Below are 24690 nucleotides of genomic sequence, written 5' to 3' on the forward strand. Positions count from 1 at the left end.
TACTGTAACTATTAATCCATTGCCGCCATCACCAGTTGTAACATATAATTCCCCAGCAATTATTTGTGGAGGCTCGCCAATTATTTTATCCGATAATTTATCGACAAACGTTAGTTATCAATGGTTTTTTAATAATAACCCGATTAACAACGCAACAAACAATTCTTACGCAGCTACTCAAAGTGGAACATACAAGTTAGTTGTATCTGACTTAGCAACAGGATGTTCAAGTACTTCCCAAAATGTTATTGTAGGCGAAATGCCAAAAATAATACCGGAAACTATTGTTACCTGTGGCAGTAGTACAACTATTTCTTTAACTAATCCAAATTTTAATTATTCTTCTTTGCCTTCATCTTGTAGTGTAAATATGAGTTCTGCTTCTATTGTCACTTCAACTCTGAATTCCTCTGGAGGACCTAAAGAAATTGTTTGTTATGGTGGGATTGTGAATTATGGCGGTGGCGGTGGACGCACATTTTTAGTGAATTATGGAGGAACAATTAACAGAACAGGTGGAGGAGGAAGTCAGATTTATTATATAAAATCTGGAGGTATTTTTAATAATTCAGGCGCAGGAGGAGGAAGTAATATACTTTATTACGAGTCTGGAGCAATTATAAATTCTACCGCGGGCATGAATACTATCGTTCAATGCAACAATATTGGCGTTATCTATCCCTCTAATACAACAGCATTGTGTAATAATTTAACGTATCTATGGTCAAATGGCGACACAACGCCAACAATTACTGTAAACCCTAGCGTTTCAACCACCTATTCTGTAACGGTTAGCAATGGAGCTGTTTCTTGTACAGATCAAGTGCTTGTAGTTCCAGGACTGGCAAATCCATTACCTCCAACTATAACTGCTTCAGGACCAGTTGCATTGTGCCAAGGAGAGTCTGTAGTGTTAACCTCGTCCTATCCTACAGGGAATGTTTGGTCTAATGGAGCAACTACTCAATCTATTACTGTTACGCAAAGTGGTTCGTATACCGTTTCTTATGGTAGTTGTTCAGTAACATCTTTACCTCAAGTAGTTACTGTTACTACCCCCCCAAATAATCTTACCATTTTATCCTCCGGGCCAACATCTTTTTGTGAGGGAGGTTCTGTAACGTTAAGTTTAAATAGTTTATCCTCAGTTCGCTATTTAAAATTTGAATCGTATTATTCTTCCGACAGCGGTCAAGTCAACGTGCATGAAATTCAAGCTTTTTCTAATGGGGTTAATGTTGCCTTAAACAAACCAGGTTTTGCAAATAGCTATGAATATGGTAATTGGGCAAATAATGGGATTAATGCCATCGATGGGAATTCAGGAAGTCGTTGGTCTAGTAATCGAAATGACCCTGGTCCAGATATAAATAATCCTCATTATATTGTAATTGATTTAGAAAGTCAATTCAATCTAGAATCTATACTCTTAGATATTAGTAGTTTTCAACAAACATTTAGTTTTAAAGTTTCTCAAGATAATATAAACTGGATTGAAATAGGTTCAGGTAATTCTGTTTCGGGAAGTTTTACCTATACACCTACTCTAACAAATTATTCTAGTTACTTATGGAGCAATGGCGCAACCACTCCATCTATCACAGTTTCAAACAGTGGTGCTTATTCAGTTACAGCATATATTGGTACAACATGCAGTGTAGTTTCAAATACGTTAAACGTTTCGGTAGCTTCAGCACTAGCACCGCCAACTATAACCACTTCAGGACCAACAACTATAAATCAAGGAGGATCAATTGAATTAACTTCTTCCTATCCTACTGGAAACTTGTGGTGTAATGGAGCAACCACTCAATCAATTACCGTATCACAAATAGGTTCGTATTCTGTTTCAGTTTCAAATGGTAATTGTACTTCGACCTCTCTACCAGTTGTGGTTGCATTTAATAACACACAAACACTACCTTTATTACAAAATTTTGAAGATCCAACAACTTACACTAGTGTTGTAGGATTTGAAGGAGCTGGAGCAGCTATTGTTTCTGGGATTATTTCATGTTCAGCTACTGGGAATGTATTACAAGGGACACAAAATATGGGAGGTCAAATATGGCAAGGAATAGAATTTATTTTGACTACAAAAAAGGCAAAACTAACTTCAAACAAAACAATGCAAGTAGATGTATTTGCAAATCAAGCATTAAATATTTTAGCTAAAGTTGAAATGGGAGGCCCAATTTCAGCAAATGGTCAAGCCTATACTACACCGGGACAATGGCAAACGTTAACATTTGATTTTTCAATCCCGATGGATCAAACATTTGTTGCTAATGGGGAATATGAAAAAATTATTTTCTTTGGTAATTGGAATTCTACCAACACGAATTTTAACAGCCCTCCTGTGGCTTTGACCTATCAAATAGATAACATTAGAGCTGAGCAAGTTTGCTTAGTAGCACCAGCAGCTCCCATTGTGACATATACCTCTCCAGCAGTTATTTGTGATGGAGGGTCTTTAACATTGACAGATAATTTATCAACAAATGTTAGCTATCAATGGTATCTAAATGACAGTCCAATAAGTAATGCAACAAATAATTCATACACCGCCACTGTTCCAGGGACTTATAAATTAGTAAACACCAATTTATCATCAAGCTGTTCAAGCACTTCCCAAAATATAATTGTAGGAGAAATGCCAAAAATAGTTGCAGACACAATTGTGACTTGTGGAAATAATACAACTATTTCTTTAACAAATTCTAATTTTAATTTTTCAACTTTACCGGCAACATGCAATATTGATATGAGTTCTGCCTCTATATTGACTACCAATCAATCTGGGAGTGAAAGTGGACATAGAAAAATAATTTGTAATGGAGGTATTTACACAAACAATGGTAATAATAACAAGTATGTTGTTGAAAACGGCGGGACTTTAAATTTTAATGGTGGCAGTGGTGCTTGTGTTGCATATATAAAATCAGGAGGGACTTATAATTTCATTAGTGGTGATTTCCCTACAATTACGATATATTATGAACCTGGAGCGATTATTAATGCAGGTATGACTCAAACCATTCAATGCAACAATATTGGCGTAATCTATCCTTCTAATACAACTGCATTATGTAATAATTTAACGTATCTATGGTCTAACGGTGCTACAACACCAACAATTACAGTAAATCCGAGCATTGAAACTACATACACTGTAACGGTAAGTAAAGGAGCTGTTTCTTGTACAGATCAAGTACTTGTCGTGCCAGGAGTAGTCAATCCATTACCGCCAACTATCACTACTTCAGGACCAACTGCGCTGTGTCAAGGAGAGTCTGTTGTTTTAACTTCATCGTATCCTACAGGAAATGTTTGGTCTAATGGAGCTACCACACAATCCATAACAGTCACACAAGGCGGTTCGTACACAGTTTCTTATGGAAGTTGTTTAGTTACGTCTTTGCCTAAAGTAGTTACCGTTACTACGCCCCCAAATAGCATAACCATTTTACCCTCTGGTCCAACAACAATTTGTCAAGGCTCTACGGTTTCTTTATCCTTAAATAGTTTGTCTGCAATTAGATATTTGAAATATGAATGTTATTCTAATCCTGGAGGACAAGCAAGGGTTGCTGAAATTCAAGTACTTTCAAATGGGGTTAATTTAGCTTTAAATAAACCCGGTTATGCAAGTAGTTATACTGGCACTGGCACTTGGCAAACAAATGGTAAAAATGCTGTTGATGGTTTATCAAGTACGACCTGGACAAGTAATAGTAGTTCTGTACCGAGTACTACTAATCCACAATTTATTGTAATTGATTTAGAAACATCTCAAGTAAATATAGATTCTATTCTTTTAAACATTGGTAGCTTTACACAAACATTTAGTTTTAAGGCTTCTCAAGATAACATAAACTGGGTCGAAATAGGCACTGGGACATCCGTTTCTGGAAGTTTTACCTATACACCTACGCTAACAAATTATTCTAGTTACTTATGGAGTAATGGCGCAACAACACCATCAATTACAGTTTCTGAGAGCGGTGTCTATTCTGTTACAGCATTTATTGGTACTACATGTAGTGTGACTTCTAATACTATTGCTGTAACTGCAAACGCAGTACCAACAGTGCCTACAATATCCGCTTCAGGGTCAACGTCTTTATGTCAAGGGGAATCGGTTGTGTTAACCTCTTCATATCCTACAGGAAATACTTGGTCTAATGGCGCAACTACGCAATCTATTACTGTTATACAAAGTGGTAGTTATACCGTTTCGGTGGCAAATAGTAATTGTAGTTCGGTTTCACAACCTGCAGTAGTTACTGTTACGCAAGTACCTAGCAGTATTAATGTAATTCCTTCGGGGCCTACAACAATTTGTGCAGGTTCATCGGTTTCATTATCCTTAAATAGTTTATCTGCTATTAGATATTTAAAATATGAATGTTTTTATAGCGGTACTAATAGAGCAAGGGTTGCTGAAATAGAAGCAATTTCAAACGGTGTTAATGTTGCTTTGAATAAACCAGGTTATGCAAGTAGTTATATCACTGGCACTTGGCTAACAAATGGAACAATTGCTGTTGATGGAAATGTTAATACCGTTTATTTGAGTTCAAATGTTCCAGTGCCTAGCAATAGCAATCCTCAATATATTGTTATTGATTTAGAGACGCAATATAATCTTGAATCTATACTTTTAAATATTACATCTTTTACACCACAAAGTTTTAGTTTTAAAGTTTCACCAGATAACATAAATTGGACTGAAATAGGTTCTGGCACATCAGTTTCCGGAAGTTTCACGTTTACTATTCCTCAGGATACAATTAATTATTCAGGTTATTTATGGAGCAATGGTGCAACAACCCCATCAATTACAGTTACAGAAAGTGGCGCTTATTCTGTTACAGCGTATATTGGCTCTACTTGCTCGGTTACTTCCAACACAATTAATGTATTGGTAAATCCTATACCTGTAACCCCTACAATTTCAGCATTGGGTCCTATTAATATATGTCAAGGCGAATCGGTAGTTTTAACCTCTTCATATGCAACAGGCAACCTTTGGTCTAATGGCGCTTCTTCGCAATCTATCACTGTTACACAAAGCGGTTCGTATACCGTTATTAATGGTGGATGCTCGGCTCCTTCTGATCCAATAGTTGTTGCAGTAGCATCACAAACATCCACTTTATCTGCTCCAGATAATATAGTAATTACTACTTCTCCAAATCAATGTGTAGCCAGTAATGTTAATTTAGGTTTACCTATTGGTCAAAGTTGTACAAATTATACCATTACAAATAATGCTCCTTCTAATTTTCCAATTGGAACTACTATAGTAACTTGGACTTTGTTAAATGAAAATGGCACTACAATTACAGCTAATCAAAATGTAACAGTTAATTTTAATTTTGACAGCACTAGTATATGTTATGTTACAAGTGATGAAACACTCACAAATAGGAATAGAATTTATATTAATAATTCTAATAATAATAACGTTCTAGAATATCAAATTTTAAAGGAAGTTAGTACAAATGTTTATGATGTTATTGGTAGTATCCCTCCAAACCAAAATTCATATTTAGACATAACTTCAAATAATTTGACTAACAGTAATAAATACAAAGTTAACACAGTTAGTATTTGCAATTCAAGTGATTTAAATTCCACTATACATCGTACAATTTTATTACAAAGTGGTTTAGCAGTTAACAATGCTGTTAATTTAAATTGGAATCCCTACGAAGGAATTAGTTATGGCACTTTCAAGATTTATAGAAAAATTGGTTCTGGAAATTTTGAGTTAATTGACACTATTTCAGCCTCTAATTTAATGTATAATGACATTAATGCCAATACTTTAACAAATACATATGAATATTACATAAGTATTGATGTTCCGGCTTGTAATTCTACTCCAGGAGGTAGAACTTCTGAGACTTTTACATCTAATCAATTAAGGTCTAATATTTTAAATACTAGCAGCATATTGGGATTGTCAAATCAATTGTTAGATTTAGGAGTAATGATATATCCTAATCCATCTTCAGACATCTTAAATATTAAAATAGAAAATACTTTAACCTATCTTAAAACAGAAATTTATAATATAATTGGGCAAAAAGTATCTGAATCTCAAAAAACAAATTTGGATGTTTCAAATTTACCAAATGCTTCATATTTTGTTAAAATTATAACTGAAGAAGGCACTGCTTCAAAAACATTTATAAAAAAATAATACCAGGTGGGACCACAAAAAAACAAAAAGCCTTACAGCAATGTAGGGCTTTTTTTATGGCAATTAGACTAGCAAAACATAGAAAAAGCAATTAATAAAGAACGGAACTTTAACAAGTGCTTCAAAAAAATACAAATGAAGCGCCATTATTCTTCAACGACAATCATAAATATAAAGCTTCTTTTAAAAAAATATGTTTGTTAGAAATTATAAATAAAATTATTGACAAGGAGCAGTCCGAACTGTAGAACTAAAATCCCAAGTTACTACTGCGTCTTTAGGTGAAACATCTGAACCAGTTTTTACATAGGTATTTGCGGTATTCATTTTGTACCATGTATTTGGTAGTGGTTGATACGAAATAGAATTGCCTGTATTATCAACGAAACTCATAAATATATATTCTGAACTTGTTAAATTTGTAACATTAGTGGACGGACAATTAGCTATTGCCACGCCATAAAAAGCTTTATCAGTTAAATCTTCAGGGGTTGGTGTATTATCAGTTTTGCTACATGAGGTAAAAATTATAGTATAAAGTGTAACTAACATTAAAATTTGAACTTTCTTGATTGAAATAATTTTATTCATTTTTTTAAAATTTGGAGTAAATATGATTCAAATATAGTAATATTTAAATTAAATTGATGATATCTAATATTTCAATAAATTATTGTTAATCAAACTTTGTTTAAAATTTTCTTAAAATTGTTAAACAAAATAAATTTTTTATATTTTTGTGCAATTAAAATTACATCATCATGAAAAATATTAAATTTTTACTTCTATTTATTAGCATTTTGACCACTGTATTGGTATCGTGTTCATCTGGAGATGCAACTGTTGAGACACAAAAAAGTTCTGCTCTACGAATTTATTTAAATGAATTTAAAGGAGTAAATAACATTTCAGGAAAAAGTGTCGCTACTGATTCTACAATGTGTTATGAGTTTGTTTACCCATTAACGCTTGCTTACAACAACGCAACAACAGTAACTGTTTCTAATGAAACAGAATTAATTGCAGTACTTGAAAGCGAAACGAGTCAATTGTACATTAATGGAATTGCATTTCCATTTAATTTAATTGCTCCAGGAAGTACTACTCCAATTACTATTTCAAATGAATCAGAGTTTTGGAGTGTAATCAATGCATGCAATATGAATTCTTATGATGATTATATTGCACCGGGATCTTGTTATTCATTCGTTTATCCGTTTTCATTTTTAATGAACAACAACCAAACGGTTACAGTAAACAACGATCAAGAATTAATAGACTTAGCATCACAATCAAGTGATACTAACTATATTGTCAATTTGGTATATCCATTTTCTGTGAATAATAACAATACAGTTACTCAAATTAATAACGAGTATGAGTTTGCACAGTTAAATAATGATTGTGATGATAACTCTAATTGTAATTGCCCAACAGATGTAAATCCGGTTTGTGTTAATGTAGGTGGAGTAATTATTCAATTTCCAAATGCATGTGTTGCAGAATGCGCGGGTTATACCGCAGCAGATTTTGTAAATTGTAATTAATAAAGAACATAATTTTAAATAAAAAACTCCAGCAGCAATGTTGGAGTTTTTTTATTTTTTAATATATATTTTAATAAAAAAATTTGTTGCACTACGCCCAATGAAAATAATCTAAACATTTTGTTGAAGATTAAATTAATTTACAATCGGTCAATTGATTATATTTATTTTAATATAAAATATTTAGTAATATTGCATATATTTTGTTAAAATTATTAATCAAAATAAAATATAAATTTAATAATTGTTTGAATTATGGGGGCTAAGACTAGAATATTTTTGACTGTTGTATTGGTATTGATTTTAATTATAAAATCTAATGCTCAAAATGCATTAGATAACGCTGGATTATCAGGGAACACTAATGCCTCTGTTGCCTATTCTTTGAGAAAGTTAAGTTCCAATTATTCAGGCCCTTTAGTTAGAATATTAATAGGTAATTCATTTTATGATGTATATCCTGATTCATCTGCCAATCTTTCTTTTTCTTTATCTTCTCAAATATCTGCTTCTTATTCGAATTATAATGATGCTAAAACCGGTGCAACAGCTACTTTATTAAGCAGTATAGTTAGTGGTTCAACATCTGCAAGAGTTGCTATATGGTATGATCAAAGCGGTAATGCAATAGATGTAATGACCTCTTCAACTAATGGGCCTATATTAATTTCATCTGGAGCTATTCAAACCATGAATGGTTTGCCAACTATATATTTTGCAGGCGTAATTCAAGGAACTACTCATTTATTATCAGCAGCAACAGTTAATTTCACATCTCAAACGGCGGCTACAATTAATGCAGTTGTTCAAAATGTGGGGAGTTTAAATTATATTTCAGGAATCCTATCAACAGGTAATTCAGGAGGTTGGGGTTTAATTTATGATCCCAATAATATGGGTTATTGGATTGATGGTTCAGGATGTACTAATGCTACTTCAAGTGATATATTAAATGATAGTAAAATAGTGACAGGTGTTATTGATTTGAACGCCGCTACTTCATCAATTTATGAAAATGGTGTAGTAAAACAAACTAGAAATTCAATTTGTCAAATTGCGCATTCTCCTTCAGATAATATTTGTATAGGCATTAGAGCGGCAGATGGAGGTGCAAGAATATTTGATGGTTACATTTCAGAAGTAATTCTTTTTCCTTCTTATTTAAATTCAACTGATAGAACGGCATTAGAAACCAGTCAAAATACAGCATATTTTTCTCCTAGTGTTTCGATAACTTCAAGCGCTTTAAATAATAGTGCTTGTTTAGGAACTTCGGTTACTTTCACAGCTACTTCTTCCAATGCAACCAATCCTTCATTTCAATGGTATAAAAATGGAACTGCAATTAACGGCGCAACAGGAACTACTTATACTACAACATCTTTAGTAAATAATGACGTCATTAATGTTGCAATGACCGTTGTAACGAACAACGGAAATGTAATTTCTAGTGGATTAATTCAGTATTTAAACGCAAACGATTCGTCAAGTTATAATGGTTCTGGAACTACATGGAATGATATTATCAATAATAATGATGGAACAGTTAATCCTGCTACATTTAATACATTAAACGGATATTCGTATTTTGATTTAAATAATGAAGTAATTCCAGCTCCTGTTACAAAATCTTCTTCAATGACTTTTTCAGTGTGGGCAAAAACCACTAATCCACAAGGGATGTTATTTAATTCTGGATCTGATGGCTCAGGCCCAGATCTGTTTTTTGATAATAATCAAATTTGCTGGAATGTTTGGGATAGTTTTAGTTCGCCTTTTAATGTGTCAACTTCAATTATTGATACCAATTGGCATAATTATACCGTGGTAGTTGATGCAGCCTCAAATAGTTCTAAATTGTATTTTGACGGGGTATTAGAGGGCACTGGCCCATACCATATTTCTTCTAGTACCGATTTATTTATAGGTGCTGCTGGTAGTGGCGGTGGCTATTATTGGAATGGATATGTTTCTAGTTTTCAAACATACAACAGAGCACTTACAGCAGCTGAAGTATTATCGAATTACAATGTTTTAAATGGCATTGCAACATATTCTAGTAATTCTATTTCGATGTCACTTTCAGTTGGGGCAATTAATTCTACAGCAGTTAAATTATCTACCGGGGCCACCTCTGTCATTTCATTACCAAGTAGTTCAAGTTGGTATGTTGTTACTGGCGGAAACGATAATCATGCATTATTTCAAATTACTTCTGGGCATGAGTTAAGTTTTATTAATCCAATGAATTATACAAATGGTCAAAATAACACTTATTTAGTTACGGCAACTACAGGTTGTCAAACAAGAAATCTTACAGTTTCAATTAGTCCGTTTTGCGGTACTTGGCAAACGCAGGGAAATAATGGGTTATCTCAATCAAATCCAGGAGAAAGTGCCTATCAAATAAAAAGAGACTATCCAAATTCTACTGATGGGCTTTATTGGATAGCTAACCAAAATATAAATAGTAATATTCCATTTCAAATTTACGCCGATATGACTACAAATGGTGGCGGTTGGACTTTAATAATGTGTAGCAATAGTAATAGTGGTTGGACTGGAGCTAATGCTATATTATGGAATGAAAACAATCCAACTTTAAATGGGCAGTATTCTATAATTTCGTATGCCGATTATATTAAAAAGAGCACTACCGGTTTTCAATATATGATTGACGCAACTTCAAGAAGAAGCTACGGGGGAATTTGGACAGCTAACCAAGCCTATAGTTTTACAAGTAATTCATCTGGAAATACAGATATTACCGAAAATGTAAAATTCAGTAATTGGGATTATGGTTGTGATGATGTTGAATTTAGAATGCCATGGCACAACCCTGGCGGACCAGGATTTATTACTACAGATGGATCCTGTGGTGGTTGGTGGGGAACCCTAATCACTGATGGCGGATGGAGCCCGGCTCCATGGATGGCTAATTATAATAGTAATCCAGGCATCATTTGGTATTGGGTGAGATAATAATATTATAAAACCAAAAAAGCCTTACAGCAATTGTAAGGCTTTTTTTATTCTATATTAATTTATTGAATTAATTTTTAATAAACTTCTTAATCGCTTGACCTTGAGAAGTAATTATTTTGACAAAATAGGTTGAGGTAGGAAGTTGTTCTACAGAAGTTTGTAATTCTTTAAATTCCATAACTTTTTGACCTAAGTTATTGAAAATTTCACAAGAGATAATATCATTTCCATCATTCAACTTAATGCTAAGTTCTTTGTTTGTTGGATTTGGATATATATTTACTTGGCTAGATAGATCAAAATCATTAACAGACATGGTATTTCCGATTATACCTCTATTAGATTTAATTTCTGTTAAATTGGCAGAATTATTTTTTCCTGTTGCAATACAATTTGATAAACTAATTGAAACATAATATTCATAATTATTTTGAGTGATATTTGTATTTAAATCATTGTAAGATAAGTAAGATAAACTTGAAGATGGAATTGTAGTTAATTGCTCGAAAACACCAGTATTTATTTTTCTATAAATTTTATAATCTCCATAAGTTATTCCTAGATATGGTGTCCAGCTTAAGTTAACGGAATTACCTACTGCTACATTGCTTTGAAGTAATATTGTTTTATGAAATGTTTGATTTGTATTAGATGTGTTACATATGGTATTTGTTTTAACTTTATAACTATAACTTTGACTTAGATTATTTGATGAATTATCTAAAAATGATGTTTCAGTTGGAAGTAATGTTCCAATTGATGTAAATACATTTGCACTAGTTTCTCTAAGGATTTCATAATTTGTAACATTATTTCCATCTATGTTATTAATGAAAATTCTATTTTTTGTAGGCTCTGTTGAATCGCTTGTAATATAACAAACAGAAGCATTATCTGAATTTACAGTTACAGTTACTAATTGATTATTTGAAACACTTGTACCATTAGCATCCGTTAAAGTCCATGTTACAACAGTATCACCAACAGGAAATAATAAAGGGGCATTGTTGGACACTGTATAAGTTAAGCAACTCTCTGCAATTGGAGATCCTAAATTTACATTAGTAGCTTCACAAGAGCCTTGATTTGCAACCAGAGTTAAATTGCTTGGTGCAGTAATCGATGTTGGTAATGAAGTTGCTCCATTTGAAGTTGTAACTGTAACGTTTTGTGTGGAAGTTAATGTTGTCCCATTATTATTATCTAAAGTCCATGTTACTAAAGTAGTACCTAAATTAAAAACAGATGGTGCATTATTGCTTAATGTATAGCCTGAACAACCTTGCGCTGTTGGCGTTCCTAAATTTACATTAGTAGCTTCACAAAATCCATTGTTTGCTACAACAGTAATATTAGAAGGAGCCGATAATGTTGTTGCGTTTAGGATATCTCCTGTAATTATCCAACCTCTGTTATTAATTAAATTATTTCTTGAAGCGGTATTACAATAGGTTACATTAATTGAGCTTAATTGTTTGTCTGTTAATTGTAAATTATCAAATTGTGATAATAAGGCATCATAATTTGCAATGCTCATAGGTGTGTAATCAATAAAACCATTACTGGATGTGGTTAATATTACATCTGGGTTGAATTGCCAATTACTGAAATTCTGATTTATATTGGATTGTCTAAACATTCCTCCCATATTTATAACATTACTTACATCCCAACTATCTAATGGCTGGTTAAACGCTTGAGCATTAAAAAACATCTCATTCATATTTTCTATATTGCCTACATTCCAACTATTTAATGGTTGATTAAAGGAAAGGTTTGCTCGGAACATTGCGCTCATATCGGTTACACTAGAAATATTCCAACTTGCAATTGGTTGATTAAAACTGGTGTTTTCAAACATGCCTGACATATTTGTGACATTTAATACATTCCAATTATTTATCGGTTTATTAAAAGGAGAGCCTCTAAACATGCCTAACATATTAGTGACATTTGATACATTCCAATTATTTAATGGTTGATTAAAAGATGAAAAAGTAAACATATTATTCATATTTAACACATTACTCACATTCCAATTTTCAATTGGTTGGTTAAAATTTGAGCTTTCAAACATTCTTGACATATCATTTACATTGCCAACATTCCAAGAGCTAATTGGTTTGTTAAAGGGGCAATTTAAAAACATCAAAGACATATTAGACACACTACTTACATTCCAATTACTTATATCTTGGTTAAAAGTTGAGCTTTCAAACATTCTTGACATATTATTTACATTGCCAACATTCCAAGCTCCAATGGGCTGGTTAAAGGGAGTGCTGTAAAACATCATAGACATGTTATTTACATTACTTACATTCCAAGATCCGATTGATTGATTAAAGGGTGTATCAAAAAACATCTGATTCATATTAGACACATTAATAACATTCCAGTTTCCAATAAATTTGTTAAAATTTGAGCTTTCAAACATTCTTGACATGTCATTTACATTTCCAACATTCCAAGACCCAATTGATTGGTTAAAGGGTGAATTAAAAAACATTAATGACATATTTGACACACTACTTACATTCCAATTATCTATGGGTTTGTTGAAACTTGAAGCAGCAAACATGGCATACATGTCCGTTACATTGCTAACATTCCAATTGCTTAAATCTTGGTTAAAAGTTGAAGTATCAAACATTCTTGACATATTGGTTACATTACCAACATTCCAAGCCCCAATGGGTTGGTTAAAGGGAGTGCTGTAAAACATCATAGACATATTAATTACATTACTTACATTCCAGTTCCCAATAGGCTGATTGAAACTTGAATCAAAAAACATATCATGCATATCATTTACATTACTTACATCCCAATTTCCTATAGGCTGATTAAAATTAACGCCATAAAACATTGCCCTCATGTTAGTAACACTACTTACATCCCAACTATTTATGTTAGAATTAAAACTTGTACCATAAAACAAAGCACTCATATCCGTAATTCCACTAGTACAAGTTGTAGCAGCATTTTGAGGTGTAATTTGATCTCTAGTTCTTTTTTTGTAAGTGATACCATTAACAACTCCTTCTTCACCAACAGCTGCAGTTGGACATAAACAAGTAACGCCATTTGAATGCAGAGAAAATTGTGCATTAATAGGTTGGCTTATTAAATATACTACTACTAGTAGCAATGAAGCGTAAATTTTTTTCATAAGTTTAAATTTTTAACAAAAATACAAACAATTAATTAAAAATTAAGATATTAGAAAAAATTCTCAATTTTCTGAGAAGTATGCAAGGTAATATTTTGCAAGAAAAGTAACTATATAAAACCAAAAAAGCCTTACATTGCTGTAAGGCTTTTTTTTATTTAATTTCTTTCCCTTGGCTATCAAAAAAATGATATTCTAGATACGTATACGCATCACGAGGGATAATTTTAACCCATTTTTTATGTTCAAAAAACCATTTTGAACGAATAGAAGGAAACCCTTTCTTTAAATAGGCTGCCACAAAAGGGTGAACATTTAATTTCACTTTATTATGGTCTTTGATAATTTTTTCAAGAGAGAATGTAATTTTATCTATAATTTGAATTGGAGCATCTACATCTCCGCTTAAATTATTTGGATTTTCTTCTCTTGTTTCAATATTAACTTCTGGTCTTACTCGTTGTCTTGTAATTTGAACTAAACCAAATTTACTCGGCGGTAAGATTTTATGTTTTGCCTTATCATCACTCATTTCTTCTTTCAAGAAATTGTAAAGAACCTGGCGGTTATCAGGGTTTTGCATGTCAATAAAATCAACTACAATAATACCACCCATATCGCGAAGTCTTAATTGGCGTGCTACTTCTGCAGCTGCAATCATGTTTACTTCTAGTGCGGTATCTTCCTGATTGGTTGCTTTGTTAGAACGGTTACCGCTATTTACATCAATAACATGTAATGCCTCGGTATGTTCTATAATCAAATAAGCTCCTTTACTCATAGAAACGGTTCTACCGAATGAGGTTTTTATTTGACGCTCTATATGATATTTTTCAAATAGTGGGGTATCATTTGACTGATAGTATTTCACTATTTTTTGTTTTTCGGGAGCTATTTCGGCTAAATAGTCCTTTGTTTCCTGGTACAACTCTTCATCATCAATATGAATACCTGTAAAGGTGTCATTAAATACATCTCTTAATATTGAGGAAGCTTTGTTTAGCTCTCCTAATACCTTTGACGGATGATGAGCGGTTGGTAATTTTTTACACATTGCAGTCCATCTGTTCATAAGATTCTGCAAATCTTTTTCTAATTCTGTTGTTGTTTTGCCTTCTGCTACTGTTCGCACAATAACGCCAAATCCTTTTGGTCTGACTGCTTGCACCAATTTTTTTAATCGGTCTTTTTCGGCACGGTCTTCTATTTTTTGTGAAATAGAAATACGATCAGAAAAAGGGACAAGAACTAAAAATCTACCTGCAAAAGAAAGCTCCGTGCTTATTCTTGGGCCTTTGGTAGAAATGGGTTCTTTAACCACTTGCACTAATACCGATTGATTAACGCTTAGCACATCTGCTATGGCGCCGTCTTTATCAATCTCATTTTCAAACTTAAAGGTTTTTAGTGAAAAATCTTTTATTTTACCTGTGTTTACAAGTTTTATGAATTTCAAATAAGAATGTAACGCAGGACCTAAATCGTGGTAATGTAAAAAGGCATCTTTTTCATAGCCTACATTTACAAATGCCGCATTAAGTCCGGGAACTGGTTTTCTAATTTTGGCAATAAAAATATCACCAACTAAGAAATTATCCCCTGTTTCTTTTTCTTTGTGTAATTCAATAAGTTTTCCATCTTTTAATAAGGCAAAATCTACAGCATCTTCACCACTACGGATGATCAATTCTTTATTCATGTTGTAAATTTTTATCCATGTTAGGTTATAGTTTGTAGGTTATAAATTGTAGGTTTTCACCTCCAATTTCTAACTTCCAACTTCCAACTTTAACACAGATGGATTAAACATTATTTCAGGTATTACCCGGTGAATTTTAGTTGGTAGTTGCAGTTTTCAGTTAGCAAACTGTTAACTGTTACTGAATACGGGTTACTAAAATTCTTTTTCAATGAACGTTTAAAAAGAAAAAAGTAGTTTAAAACTACTTTTTCTTTTTGTGACGGTTAGCTCTCGCTCTTTTTTTACGTTTGTGCGTCGCTACCTTATGTCTTTTTCTTTTTTTACCGCTTGGCATGGTATAATTTTTTTAGATTAATAATAATTTTTTTAAACCGCTATTTCGGTTTTAGTTTTTACTCCTTCTACAAATACTTTTGCAGGTTTAAATGCTGGAATATTGTGTGCTGGAATTTTAATTGTAGTATTTTTTGAAATGTTTCTACCTGTTTTTTCAGCTCTTGTTTTGATAATAAAGCTTCCAAACCCTCTTAAGTAAACATTATTACCATTTTCTAATGATTCTTTAACTTCTTCCATTAATGCTTCAACGGTTGCTTGAACATCTCCTTTTTCAAGGCCTAATTTTTCAGAAATTTTCGCTACGATATCTGCTTTCGTCATTTTCTTTAATATTTTAATATTTGTTGTAAATTTTTTTAAGAGTGCAAATATAGTAATTAAAAAAACAATATTTCAAGGATAATTGATTAAAATTTAATCACATAATGAATTACTTTTACCATTTTAGATTTTAAGATGCATTTTTATAACTCATTATTGGCTTGGTATTTACAAAACAAACGTGATTTACCTTGGCGAAATACCACCGATCCCTATCCTATTTGGCTTTCGGAAATTATGCTGCAACAAACAAGGGTTGCACAGGGATTACCCTATTATTTGAGTTTTATGGAGGCTTTTCCCACTGTTTTTGATTTGGCTAATGCCGATGAAGAACATGTATTAAAGCTTTGGCAAGGATTAGGCTACTATTCTCGCGCACGAAATATGCATCAAACCGCCAAAATTATTGCTCACGATTTCAACGGATTTTTCCCGAATAATTATACTGATTTATTAAAACTAAAAGGCATAGGTCAATATACCGCCGCAGCCATTGCCTCTTTTGCTTTTAACGAAGCGGTTCCTGTAGTAGACGGAAATGTTTTTAGGGTGCTGGCTCGGTATTTAAATGTAGAAACCGACATTGCATCGGCTGCAGCCAAAAAAGAATTTACAGCTTTAGCCAAAGAATTAATGCCCCATGATAATCCTGCTTTATTTAATCAAGCCATCATGGAATTTGGCGCCTTGCAATGCACTCCCAAAAATCCAAATTGCAATCAATGTGTTTTTAACTCCAGTTGTGCCGCTTTGCAAAAAGGGCTAGTAGCGCAACTTCCGGTGAAGTTAAAAAAGACGAAAGTTACCAATAGATACCTTAATTATGTTGTATTATTAGACCATGCCAATAACACCCAAATAAATAAAAGAACCGAAAAAGGAATTTGGCACAATTTATACGAATTCCCTTTTATTGAAACTGAAATGGAATTGGATTTTGATGCTATTTCCAATTTAATTTCTACAAAATTTGGTGAATTGAATATTGAATCTATAGTGCAATACAATCCCAATATGGTAATACATAAGTTGTCGCATCAAAAACTGCATATTAACTTTTATAGGGTTCAAGTTCGTGACGAAATTGCAGCCGGAATTCCTTCAGACCAAATAAAAAAACACCCATTTCCAATAGTAATTTATAATTTTATTGAAAAATATTCTATTTAATTTGTAATTTTGAAATACAATAAAAGTCTTTTATTATGTATGGAACTTTAAATAAAGTAATGTTAATTGGTCATCTTGGCAGCGAAATTAAGATGCATTATTTTGAAGGCGGCAACAGTATTGGACGATTTTCATTGGCAACAAATGAGGTTTACATTAACAAACAAACCAATGAAAAGATTACTTCAACCGAGTGGCACAACCTTGTTGTAAGAAATAAAGCAGCCGAAATATGTGAAAAATATCTTTCAAAAGGAGATAAAATTTATGTAGAAGGAAGAATAAAATCGCGCCAATGGCAAGCAGAAGATGGAACTACCAAGTCCACCACAGAAATTCAGGTTACCGAGTTTACTTTCTTGAATGTAAAAAAAGATACAGAAGCAAATAGACATTTGCAGGATTCTGATTCAAAAAACAGTACATTTGACAACTTGAATCCTCCAATTGAGAATGATTTACCTTTTTAAATAACTAATATTATTGACTTTGGACCCAGAGCCCAGTATTACACAATTTAGTTTTGACTCCAATTTTTTCATTGGAATTTTAGGAATAATTTCCTTGTTGTTTTGCACTGCAATGGTTGCAGCTGCAGAGGTAGCACTTTTTTCATTATCAAAAAAAGATTTATCCGACTTATCTCAAAACAATCCAACTAAATACAATGTTATTCATAAATTATTAGGAAAACCTAAAAAATTATTAGCAACCATATTAATTGCAAATAACTTCTTGCACATAGCCGTTGTGGTTTTGTTTTCTTTTTCGTTAGACAAATTGTTTTCAATGATTGCCATTCCTGCAGTAAAATTTGGAGTAGAAGTGCTTTTGGTTACTTTTTTAATTTTACTTTTTGGAGAGGTACTTCCAAAAGTTTATGCAAGTAGAAACAATAAAAAATTCGCAGGTTTTATTGCGTATCCTATTTTATTTTTAAGTAAAATTCTTTCTCCTATTAGTTATCCATTAAAGGGAATTAGTGGTTTTATACAAGAAAAATTAGGGAAACAAAAAACCAATTTTTCTGTTGATCACCTGTCACAAGCGCTTGAGTTAACTTCTACAGATGAAACATCGCATGAAGAACAAAAGTTACTTGAAGGAATTGTTTCTTTTGGAAATACAGACACCAAGCAGGTTATGAGTCCACGAATTGACATTTTTGCTCTTGAAATTGACGCTCCTTTTTCAGAAGTTTTACCTCAAGTTATAGAAAAAGGTTACTCTAGAATTCCGGTTTATGAAGACAATATCGACACCATCAAAGGCGTTCTGTTTGTAAAAGATTTAATTCCACATATTAATTCAGTAGATTTTGACTGGAAAACCTTACTTCGAGAGCCGTTTTTTGTTCCTGAGAACAAGAAATTGGATGATTTGCTAAAAGATTTTCAAAGTATGAAAAGCCATTTGGCTATTGTTGTTGATGAATATGGTGGGACTTCGGGATTGGTTTCTTTAGAAGATGTAATTGAAGAAATTGTTGGAGATATAAGCGATGAATTTGACGAAGATAACATTAATTATTCTCAAATAGATGAGAAGAATTTTCTCTTTGATGGGAAAATCAATCTAAAAGATTTTTATAGAATTATCTCAGTGGAGGAAGATTTATTTGAAACCCGAAAAGGAGAGGCAGAAACTTTGGCCGGTTTTATATTAGAAATACTAGGAAATTTTCCAAAAAAAGGGCAGAAAATACCTTTTGAAAATTGTCTATTTACCATTGCAATCGTAGATAGAAAAAGAATAAAACAAATAAAAGTAACCGTTGATGGGTAAATTATTTATTTATATTGGAACATCTTTATTTAGTGCATTATTGCTTGTTTCATGCAAAAATGAAGTCTTACCAAAGCCTTCTAGTCAGTTGCGATTGAATTATCCAATTGCTAAATATGCTGCTTTTGAAAATCATTGTCCGTTTACCTTCAATATTAATTCAGATGCGGAAATAAAAGAAGATAAAAATTGCGGATTTACAATAACCTATCCCAAAATGAAAGCAACAATTTATCTTACTTATAAGCCTGTAAATGGCGATATAAATAAATTACTTCGCGACGCTCAAAAGCTTACGTATGAGCATGTAATTAAAGCAGATGATATATTGGAACAACCTTTTATAAACCATGAAAAAAAGGTGTATGGAATGTTTTATAAAGTCTCTGGGAACGCAGCAACCAACGCGCAGTTTTATGCGACAGATAGTGTTAAACATTTTTTAACAGCATCAGTATATTTTTATGCTAAACCTAATTTTGATTCGATTATGCCTGCGGCAGATTATATTCGAAATGACATGCAAACCTTAATGGAAACAATAAAATGGAAATAAAAAAGGAACTCATTGAGTTCCTTTTTTATTTGTTACTTTGTTCCAATCTTCACATTTGATACTTTGTAAGATTGTCCATCACCTATAGCTTCAACAGTTTTTACAATATCTTCTGATTTAAGTTTGTCAAGATCAAAATTTACCGTTGCTAGTTTTTTGTCAAAATCTACTTTGGCATTTTGAACGCCTTCCATTTCAGATAGGCTTTTTTCGATGGTTTTCGCACAACCTTCTGGGCAAGTCATACCGTCTATTGTAAATGAAGCGGTTTCAGGTTTTACTGCAGCGGCAACTTCTTTTTTAGCATCCGATTTTGTTGCAGTTTCATCTGATTTTGAATTATTGTTTTTACAATTTACAATTAATAAAGCGGCAACTGCTATTACTATAATTGAATTTGAAAATTTCATGATTATTATTTTAGAATTGGGATAAATTATTTATTACTACAAAATTACTGTAATTTTTATTCGACAATTCATAAAATTATGTCAAATTTGTCACTTAAAATGTAAAAAATGCAAACCAAGCAACTTCAATGGACACTATTAGTAGTTCTTTCCTTAATTTGGGGAAGTTCATTTATATTAATTAAGAAAGGACTTATCGGATTGTCACCCTACCAACTGGGGGCTTTACGCATTATTTTCACTTCTCTTTTTTTGTTAATGATTGGTTTTAAAAGCTTGACTGAGATCAAAATGCACCAATGGAAATACATTGCTATAACCGCATTATTTGGCACATTTATTCCTGCGTTTCTATTTGCTATTGCTCAAACCAAAGTGAGTAGTTCTATATGTTCCATATTAAATTCACTAACTCCTTTAAATACTTTATTGATCGGTTTTGCAGTATTTGGACTTTCTTTTAAAAGGAGTCAATTTATTGGTATAATTATTGGTTTAATAGGTACTGCGGTATTAATTTTTAGTGGTAAACAAGAGACATCTGATAACAATTACTATGCAATATTGGTAATTATTGCTTCGGTTTGTTATGCCATAAATGTGAATTTGATAAAGAAATTACTTTCTGATGTGAAGCCTTTAAGCATTACCACAGGAAATTTTGTAGTGCTTTTAGCACCAGCATTGGTGGTTTTATTTTCAACTGATTTTATTTCCATTTGTACTTTACCTCAAACCCAACATGCGATGCTCTATATTATGGTGCTTGGAATTGTAGGAACGGGTATTGCAAACATTTGTTTCTTTAAGTTAATTCAAATATCTTCACCTGTATTTGCTTCATCGGTTACTTATTTAATTCCGATTGTAGCATTCTTTTGGGGGCTTTTAGACAATGAAATGCTGACACCTTTTCAGTTCTTCGGAGCATTTGTAATCTTAATTGGAGTTTATTTAGCTAATAAAAAGTAATTTTTAAGACATAAAAAAAGGCCGTCAGTTTTGACGGCCTTTTTTATTTCATTTAATTATGATTATTGAAAATCAGCATCACTTACACCTTCGTTAATTTTAACTTCAGACATTTTGAAATCCAATTCCATACCTTGATTAATGATAATTTCAAAAGGAACTTTCACACCTTTAACTTCTCTATAGTCAGTATAGTTAGTGCTTACCGTCATTTTCTTATCTCCTTTTTCAACCAACTTAGATTCAGCAAGTTTTAAACCTGTTTTTACATCATAGTATAAAGTTGTTTTACCATTTTTAATTGCATAGGCATCAGAACCGTTCATTGGCTCAATTCCATCTAAAACTAAATCTGTTTTGTTAACCAAAAGTAATTCTTCAAATGTAGTAGCAGAAGCTTTTTTCTCTGCCAATTCCTCAGCAGTTAATTCTTTTCTTTGTCCTTGATTAACAGAATAACCACCTTTAGTATTGATTACTTGTTTAGTTAATTCACCCATTCCTTCCATTTCAATCTTTAATGAAGATTGACCTTTCACATCTTTTTTAGTTGTGTATTTTAAAGGAGCAGGAGCTTGAGGAATGCTTCCAGAACCAACACTTGAAATAGTTTTTACAGCAGCAACTGCTTTTGCACCACCAATAGCTGTGATGTAAGCATCTAATACTGTTTTAACAGTAACTCCAGCTGGTGCAGGTTTTTTCATTTTTGGTTTTTCAGTAGGGTTACCAAATTTGTCAAAATAGAAAATCGGAATTTTTAATTTCTCTAATCCCGGAATTACATCAGTTCCTTTTCCTGTAACCAATATTCTAATATTATCAGCAAGAACATATTTATTCATTACACGCATCACATCGTCAGCTGTAACGGCTTGAATATTTTTGATGTAATTTTCGTAAAAATCAGCTGGTAAACCTTCCGTTTCAATGTTAAGCGCATAACGAGCAATAGTTTGTGGTTTTTCAACTTGCATTACAAATCGGCCAACATAACCTGCTTTTACATTATTTAAAGCTTCGTCTGTTACTTTTTCAGTTCTGATTCTTTTGATCTCTTTAATGAATTCTACAACTGCACTATCAGTAACCATGTTTCTAACTTGAGAATTGGCTTTAAATTTAGTTACAGTATATTTATTTACTCCAATACTTGAGCGTGCGCCGTAAGTCCATCCGTGAGCTTCTCTCAAGTTCATGTTTAAGTAACTATTAAAGTCACCACCCAATACTTGATTAGCCACAATAACTGGAAAATAATCAGGATCAGATAATTTTAAATTCACAGAGTTTACCAATGAAATTTCTGACTGCACCGCATTTGGCATGTCAACAAAGTTGATTTGAGTGTATTGAACATTTTTTGGAGCAGTGTAAGAAATATTTGGAGCACTTGCTTTTACCCATGAGCCAAATAATTTTTCAACCATTTTTTTAGTTTCTTTGAATTTTACATCTCCAATTACTACTAAATAAGCATGCTCTGGAACAAAATAAGTTTCATAGTGTGATTTTACATCTGCAAGGGAAACATTATTAATAGTTTTTTCTGATAAATATTCTCCCGCTGGATGTTCTATACCAAATACTAAAACATTCTCTACACGACCAGCAACTACAGGAACACTTTTTTCTTGTGTTTTTAAACCTTCAATTAATTTGTCTTTTTCTTTATCAAATTCTTCTTGAGTAAAGTTTGGGTTTAATGCACCATCTGCCATTAACTCTAAAATTCTTTTTGAATATTTAGAAAGACCACTTGCATAAGCACCATTAGTGCTAAAGTTGATATCAGCTCCTAAGAAATCTATTTCTTCATTAAAAGCATCTTTGGCAATTGCCATAGAACCATTACCAATTAAACTTCCTGTTAATTCATCAACTCCTTTTTTATCGCCTTCGGCATAAGGAGCATTATCAATAGATAAATTAAAAGAAACTCTAGGCAACTTGTGATCTTCTACAACTAATACTTTTAAACCATTTGTCATTGTAAATGATACCGGTTTTTTGATATTTATTGTAGGAGCTGGTCCTGGTTTTGGTTGTGGTCTGTCTTGTGCTTGCATAGTCATAGTTAAAAACAAGCCCGATAATAATATAATTGATTTTCTCATTTTCTTATTAGTTTATTTGTTTTGCTTTGCCGGTTCGCTTGGGCTCGAGTCAGCTTTATCTTTGGCAGGAATATAATCCAAAAGTAATCTTTGATTTGGATTTAAATATTTTTTTGCAACGGATCTAATTTCTTCCGGAGTGATAGAATTATACATTTCTATTTCGGTATTAATTAAATTTACATCACCATATAATAAATAATAGGAAGCTAAATTATCTGCAATTCCTTCAACGCTTGCATTTCCGCTTACATAATTATTTTCGTATTTGTTTTTTAATTTTTGAAGATCATTTTCAGAAATTAAATCAGATTGAAGTTTCACAATTTCATCATCAACTTCTTTGATAATGTCTTTTGATGTGAAATCTCCTTGAGGCATTCCATAAAGAATGTAGGTCCCGTAATCTTCTTGGTTGTAGCTAAAAGCACCAATTTGAAGTGCCATCTTTTTATCGTCTACAATTTTCTTGTATAATTTAGAACTTTTACCGTCACTTAAATAAGTAGAAATAAAATCCAAAACTCTAGCGTCTCTAGTTTTCATAGATGGTGTTCTGTACGCAGCAACTACCATTGGTTTTTGAATGTTTGGATCTTCAAAAGTAGCATTAATAGGCTCTGTAATTGGATCTTCTACATAGGTTTGACGCACAATAGCTGGTCCGCTTGGAATAGATCCAAAATATTTCTCAACCCATTCTTTTGTTTGAGTAGGGTTGCTAATATCTCCAGCAATAATTAATACGGCATTGTTTGGGATATAGAATTTTTTATTGAAAGCTTGAAATTCTTCTAAAGTTGCAGCATCTAAGTGATCCATTGAACCAATAGTAGTCCAACGGTACGGATGTTTAGTAAACATGTGCTTTTTCACTTGCGGAATTAATTGTCCGTAAGGACTGTTATCATAACGCAATCTTTTCTCTTCTTTTACTACTTCATTTTGAGTATCCACTCCAATTTGATTAATTACCGGATGCATTAATCTTTCCGATTCCATCCATAATCCTAATTCTAAATTGTTTGAAGGGAAAACCTCGTAGTAGTAAGTTCTGTCTTCTGTAGTGTTGGCATTATTTGTCCCTCCATTAGAAGTAACAATTTTAAACCATTCGCCACGTTTAATGTTTTCTGTACCTTCAAATAAAAGGTGTTCAAAAAAGTGAGCGAAACCAGTACGATCTGGTTGTTCGTCTTTAGCACCTACGTGGTACATAACCGAGGTTATTACTACTGGCGCTGATGGATCGTTATGTAAAATAACGTGCATTCCATTTGCTAAATCATATTCCTCAAAAGCAACCTTTTGGGCATGAGCTGTTCCTCCGAGCATAAGCATTAAACTTAAAGCGATTAAAGATTTTTTCATAAAACTATTACATAATTAGTTGATAGTGC

The 24690-nt window shown here is 32.5% G+C and carries 15 protein-coding genes; 8 read left to right on the forward strand and 7 right to left on the reverse strand.

Annotated elements, in window-relative coordinates; translation table 11 throughout:
• The first annotated feature begins 19 nt into the window (after positions 1 to 19).
• Positions 20 to 6211, forward strand: a complete 6192-nt coding sequence (locus ABWO08_RS06500) for a discoidin domain-containing protein (RefSeq protein WP_353084463.1) — start codon at positions 20 to 22, stop codon at positions 6209 to 6211.
• 219 nt (positions 6212 to 6430) lie between these two features.
• Here the strand turns inward: ABWO08_RS06500 and ABWO08_RS06505 are convergent, their stop codons facing one another.
• Positions 6431 to 6763, reverse strand: a complete 333-nt coding sequence (locus ABWO08_RS06505; RefSeq protein WP_353084465.1) for a hypothetical protein — start codon at positions 6761 to 6763, stop codon at positions 6431 to 6433.
• Between the two features lie 209 nt (positions 6764 to 6972).
• Here ABWO08_RS06505 and ABWO08_RS06510 point away from each other — a divergent pair, with 209 nt between their 5' ends.
• Both ABWO08_RS06510 and ABWO08_RS06515 read left to right on the forward strand, forming a co-directional pair.
• Complete coding sequence (locus tag ABWO08_RS06510; protein ID WP_353084467.1) at positions 6973 to 7758, forward strand: hypothetical protein; 786 nt, start codon at positions 6973 to 6975, stop codon at positions 7756 to 7758.
• A gap of 255 nt (positions 7759 to 8013) precedes the next feature.
• Positions 8014 to 10740 carry a LamG-like jellyroll fold domain-containing protein gene (locus ABWO08_RS06515; protein ID WP_353084469.1) on the forward strand — a complete coding sequence of 909 codons (2727 nt, stop codon included), beginning with the start codon at positions 8014 to 8016 and terminating at the stop codon, positions 10738 to 10740.
• A gap of 70 nt (positions 10741 to 10810) precedes the next feature.
• Here the strand turns inward: ABWO08_RS06515 and ABWO08_RS06520 are convergent, their stop codons facing one another.
• The 3 genes from ABWO08_RS06520 to ABWO08_RS06530 form a co-directional block, all read right to left on the reverse strand.
• The gene (locus ABWO08_RS06520) at positions 10811 to 13915 is read right to left on the reverse strand and encodes a BspA family leucine-rich repeat surface protein (protein ID WP_353084471.1); all 3105 of its coding nucleotides are present in this window, start codon (positions 13913 to 13915) and stop codon (positions 10811 to 10813) included.
• A gap of 154 nt (positions 13916 to 14069) precedes the next feature.
• A complete protein-coding gene (locus ABWO08_RS06525) occupies positions 14070 to 15614 on the reverse strand; it encodes an Rne/Rng family ribonuclease (RefSeq protein ID WP_353084473.1) in 1545 nt (514 codons plus the stop codon).
• A 369-nt stretch (positions 15615 to 15983) separates the two neighbouring features.
• Positions 15984 to 16328, reverse strand: a complete 345-nt coding sequence (locus tag ABWO08_RS06530) for an HU family DNA-binding protein (RefSeq protein ID WP_353084567.1) — start codon at positions 16326 to 16328, stop codon at positions 15984 to 15986.
• A gap of 84 nt (positions 16329 to 16412) precedes the next feature.
• Here ABWO08_RS06530 and mutY point away from each other — a divergent pair, with 84 nt between their 5' ends.
• Genes mutY through gldD form a run of 4 tightly spaced genes read left to right on the forward strand, consistent with a single transcriptional unit; the run spans position 16413 to position 19791 of the window.
• Entirely contained in the window at positions 16413 to 17450 is a 1038-nt protein-coding gene (gene mutY, locus ABWO08_RS06535; RefSeq protein ID WP_353084475.1) for an A/G-specific adenine glycosylase, read from the forward strand.
• Between the two features lie 35 nt (positions 17451 to 17485).
• Complete coding sequence (locus ABWO08_RS06540; protein ID WP_353084477.1) at positions 17486 to 17920, forward strand: single-stranded DNA-binding protein; 435 nt, start codon at positions 17486 to 17488, stop codon at positions 17918 to 17920.
• A gap of 19 nt (positions 17921 to 17939) precedes the next feature.
• Positions 17940 to 19235, forward strand: a complete 1296-nt coding sequence (locus ABWO08_RS06545) for a gliding motility-associated protein GldE (protein ID WP_353084479.1) — start codon at positions 17940 to 17942, stop codon at positions 19233 to 19235.
• Positions 19228 to 19791: a gliding motility lipoprotein GldD gene (gene gldD / locus ABWO08_RS06550; RefSeq protein ID WP_353084481.1), complete on the forward strand. Its 564-nt coding sequence runs from the start codon at positions 19228 to 19230 to the stop codon at positions 19789 to 19791. The genes ABWO08_RS06545 and gldD overlap by 8 nt, the downstream gene beginning before the upstream one ends.
• 32 nt (positions 19792 to 19823) lie before the next feature.
• On the opposite strand, the gene ABWO08_RS06555 is transcribed toward gldD, so the two are convergent.
• Complete coding sequence (locus ABWO08_RS06555) at positions 19824 to 20201, reverse strand: heavy-metal-associated domain-containing protein (RefSeq protein WP_353084483.1); 378 nt, start codon at positions 20199 to 20201, stop codon at positions 19824 to 19826.
• A gap of 108 nt (positions 20202 to 20309) precedes the next feature.
• On the opposite strand from ABWO08_RS06555, the gene ABWO08_RS06560 reads away from it, so the two are divergent.
• Positions 20310 to 21173, forward strand: coding sequence for a DMT family transporter (locus tag ABWO08_RS06560; protein WP_353084484.1), 864 nt, complete (start codon positions 20310 to 20312; stop codon positions 21171 to 21173).
• Between the two features lie 62 nt (positions 21174 to 21235).
• Here ABWO08_RS06560 and ABWO08_RS06565 read toward each other — a convergent pair whose 3' ends face one another.
• Both ABWO08_RS06565 and ABWO08_RS06570 read right to left on the reverse strand, forming a co-directional pair.
• Entirely contained in the window at positions 21236 to 23290 is a 2055-nt protein-coding gene (locus tag ABWO08_RS06565; RefSeq protein ID WP_353084486.1) for a M16 family metallopeptidase, read from the reverse strand.
• Between the two features lie 12 nt (positions 23291 to 23302).
• Positions 23303 to 24661, reverse strand: coding sequence for a M16 family metallopeptidase (locus tag ABWO08_RS06570; protein ID WP_353084487.1), 1359 nt, complete (start codon positions 24659 to 24661; stop codon positions 23303 to 23305).
• Positions 24662 to 24690: the final 29 nt, after the last annotated feature.

Source organism: Flavobacterium sp. (assembly GCF_040383245.1).
Taxonomy (GTDB): domain Bacteria; phylum Bacteroidota; class Bacteroidia; order Flavobacteriales; family Flavobacteriaceae; genus Flavobacterium.

Excerpts from the sequence above, each read along its gene's own strand:
- ABWO08_RS06505 (WP_353084465.1), bottom strand. The coding sequence starts at position 6,763 with ATGTTAGTTACACTTTATACTATAATTTTTACCTCATGTAGCAAAACT.
- ABWO08_RS06510 (WP_353084467.1), top strand. The coding sequence starts at position 6,973 with ATGAAAAATATTAAATTTTTACTTCTATTTATTAGCATTTTGACCACT.
- ABWO08_RS06515 (WP_353084469.1), top strand. The coding sequence starts at position 8,014 with ATGGGGGCTAAGACTAGAATATTTTTGACTGTTGTATTGGTATTGATT.
- ABWO08_RS06520 (WP_353084471.1), bottom strand. The coding sequence starts at position 13,915 with ATGAAAAAAATTTACGCTTCATTGCTACTAGTAGTAGTATATTTAATA.
- ABWO08_RS06525 (WP_353084473.1), bottom strand. The coding sequence starts at position 15,614 with ATGAATAAAGAATTGATCATCCGTAGTGGTGAAGATGCTGTAGATTTT.
- mutY (WP_353084475.1), top strand. The coding sequence starts at position 16,413 with ATGCATTTTTATAACTCATTATTGGCTTGGTATTTACAAAACAAACGT.
- ABWO08_RS06540 (WP_353084477.1), top strand. The coding sequence starts at position 17,486 with ATGTATGGAACTTTAAATAAAGTAATGTTAATTGGTCATCTTGGCAGC.
- gldD (WP_353084481.1), top strand. The coding sequence starts at position 19,228 with ATGGGTAAATTATTTATTTATATTGGAACATCTTTATTTAGTGCATTA.
- ABWO08_RS06555 (WP_353084483.1), bottom strand. The coding sequence starts at position 20,201 with ATGAAATTTTCAAATTCAATTATAGTAATAGCAGTTGCCGCTTTATTA.
- ABWO08_RS06560 (WP_353084484.1), top strand. The coding sequence starts at position 20,310 with ATGCAAACCAAGCAACTTCAATGGACACTATTAGTAGTTCTTTCCTTA.
- ABWO08_RS06565 (WP_353084486.1), bottom strand. The coding sequence starts at position 23,290 with ATGAGAAAATCAATTATATTATTATCGGGCTTGTTTTTAACTATGACT.
- ABWO08_RS06570 (WP_353084487.1), bottom strand. The coding sequence starts at position 24,661 with ATGAAAAAATCTTTAATCGCTTTAAGTTTAATGCTTATGCTCGGAGGA.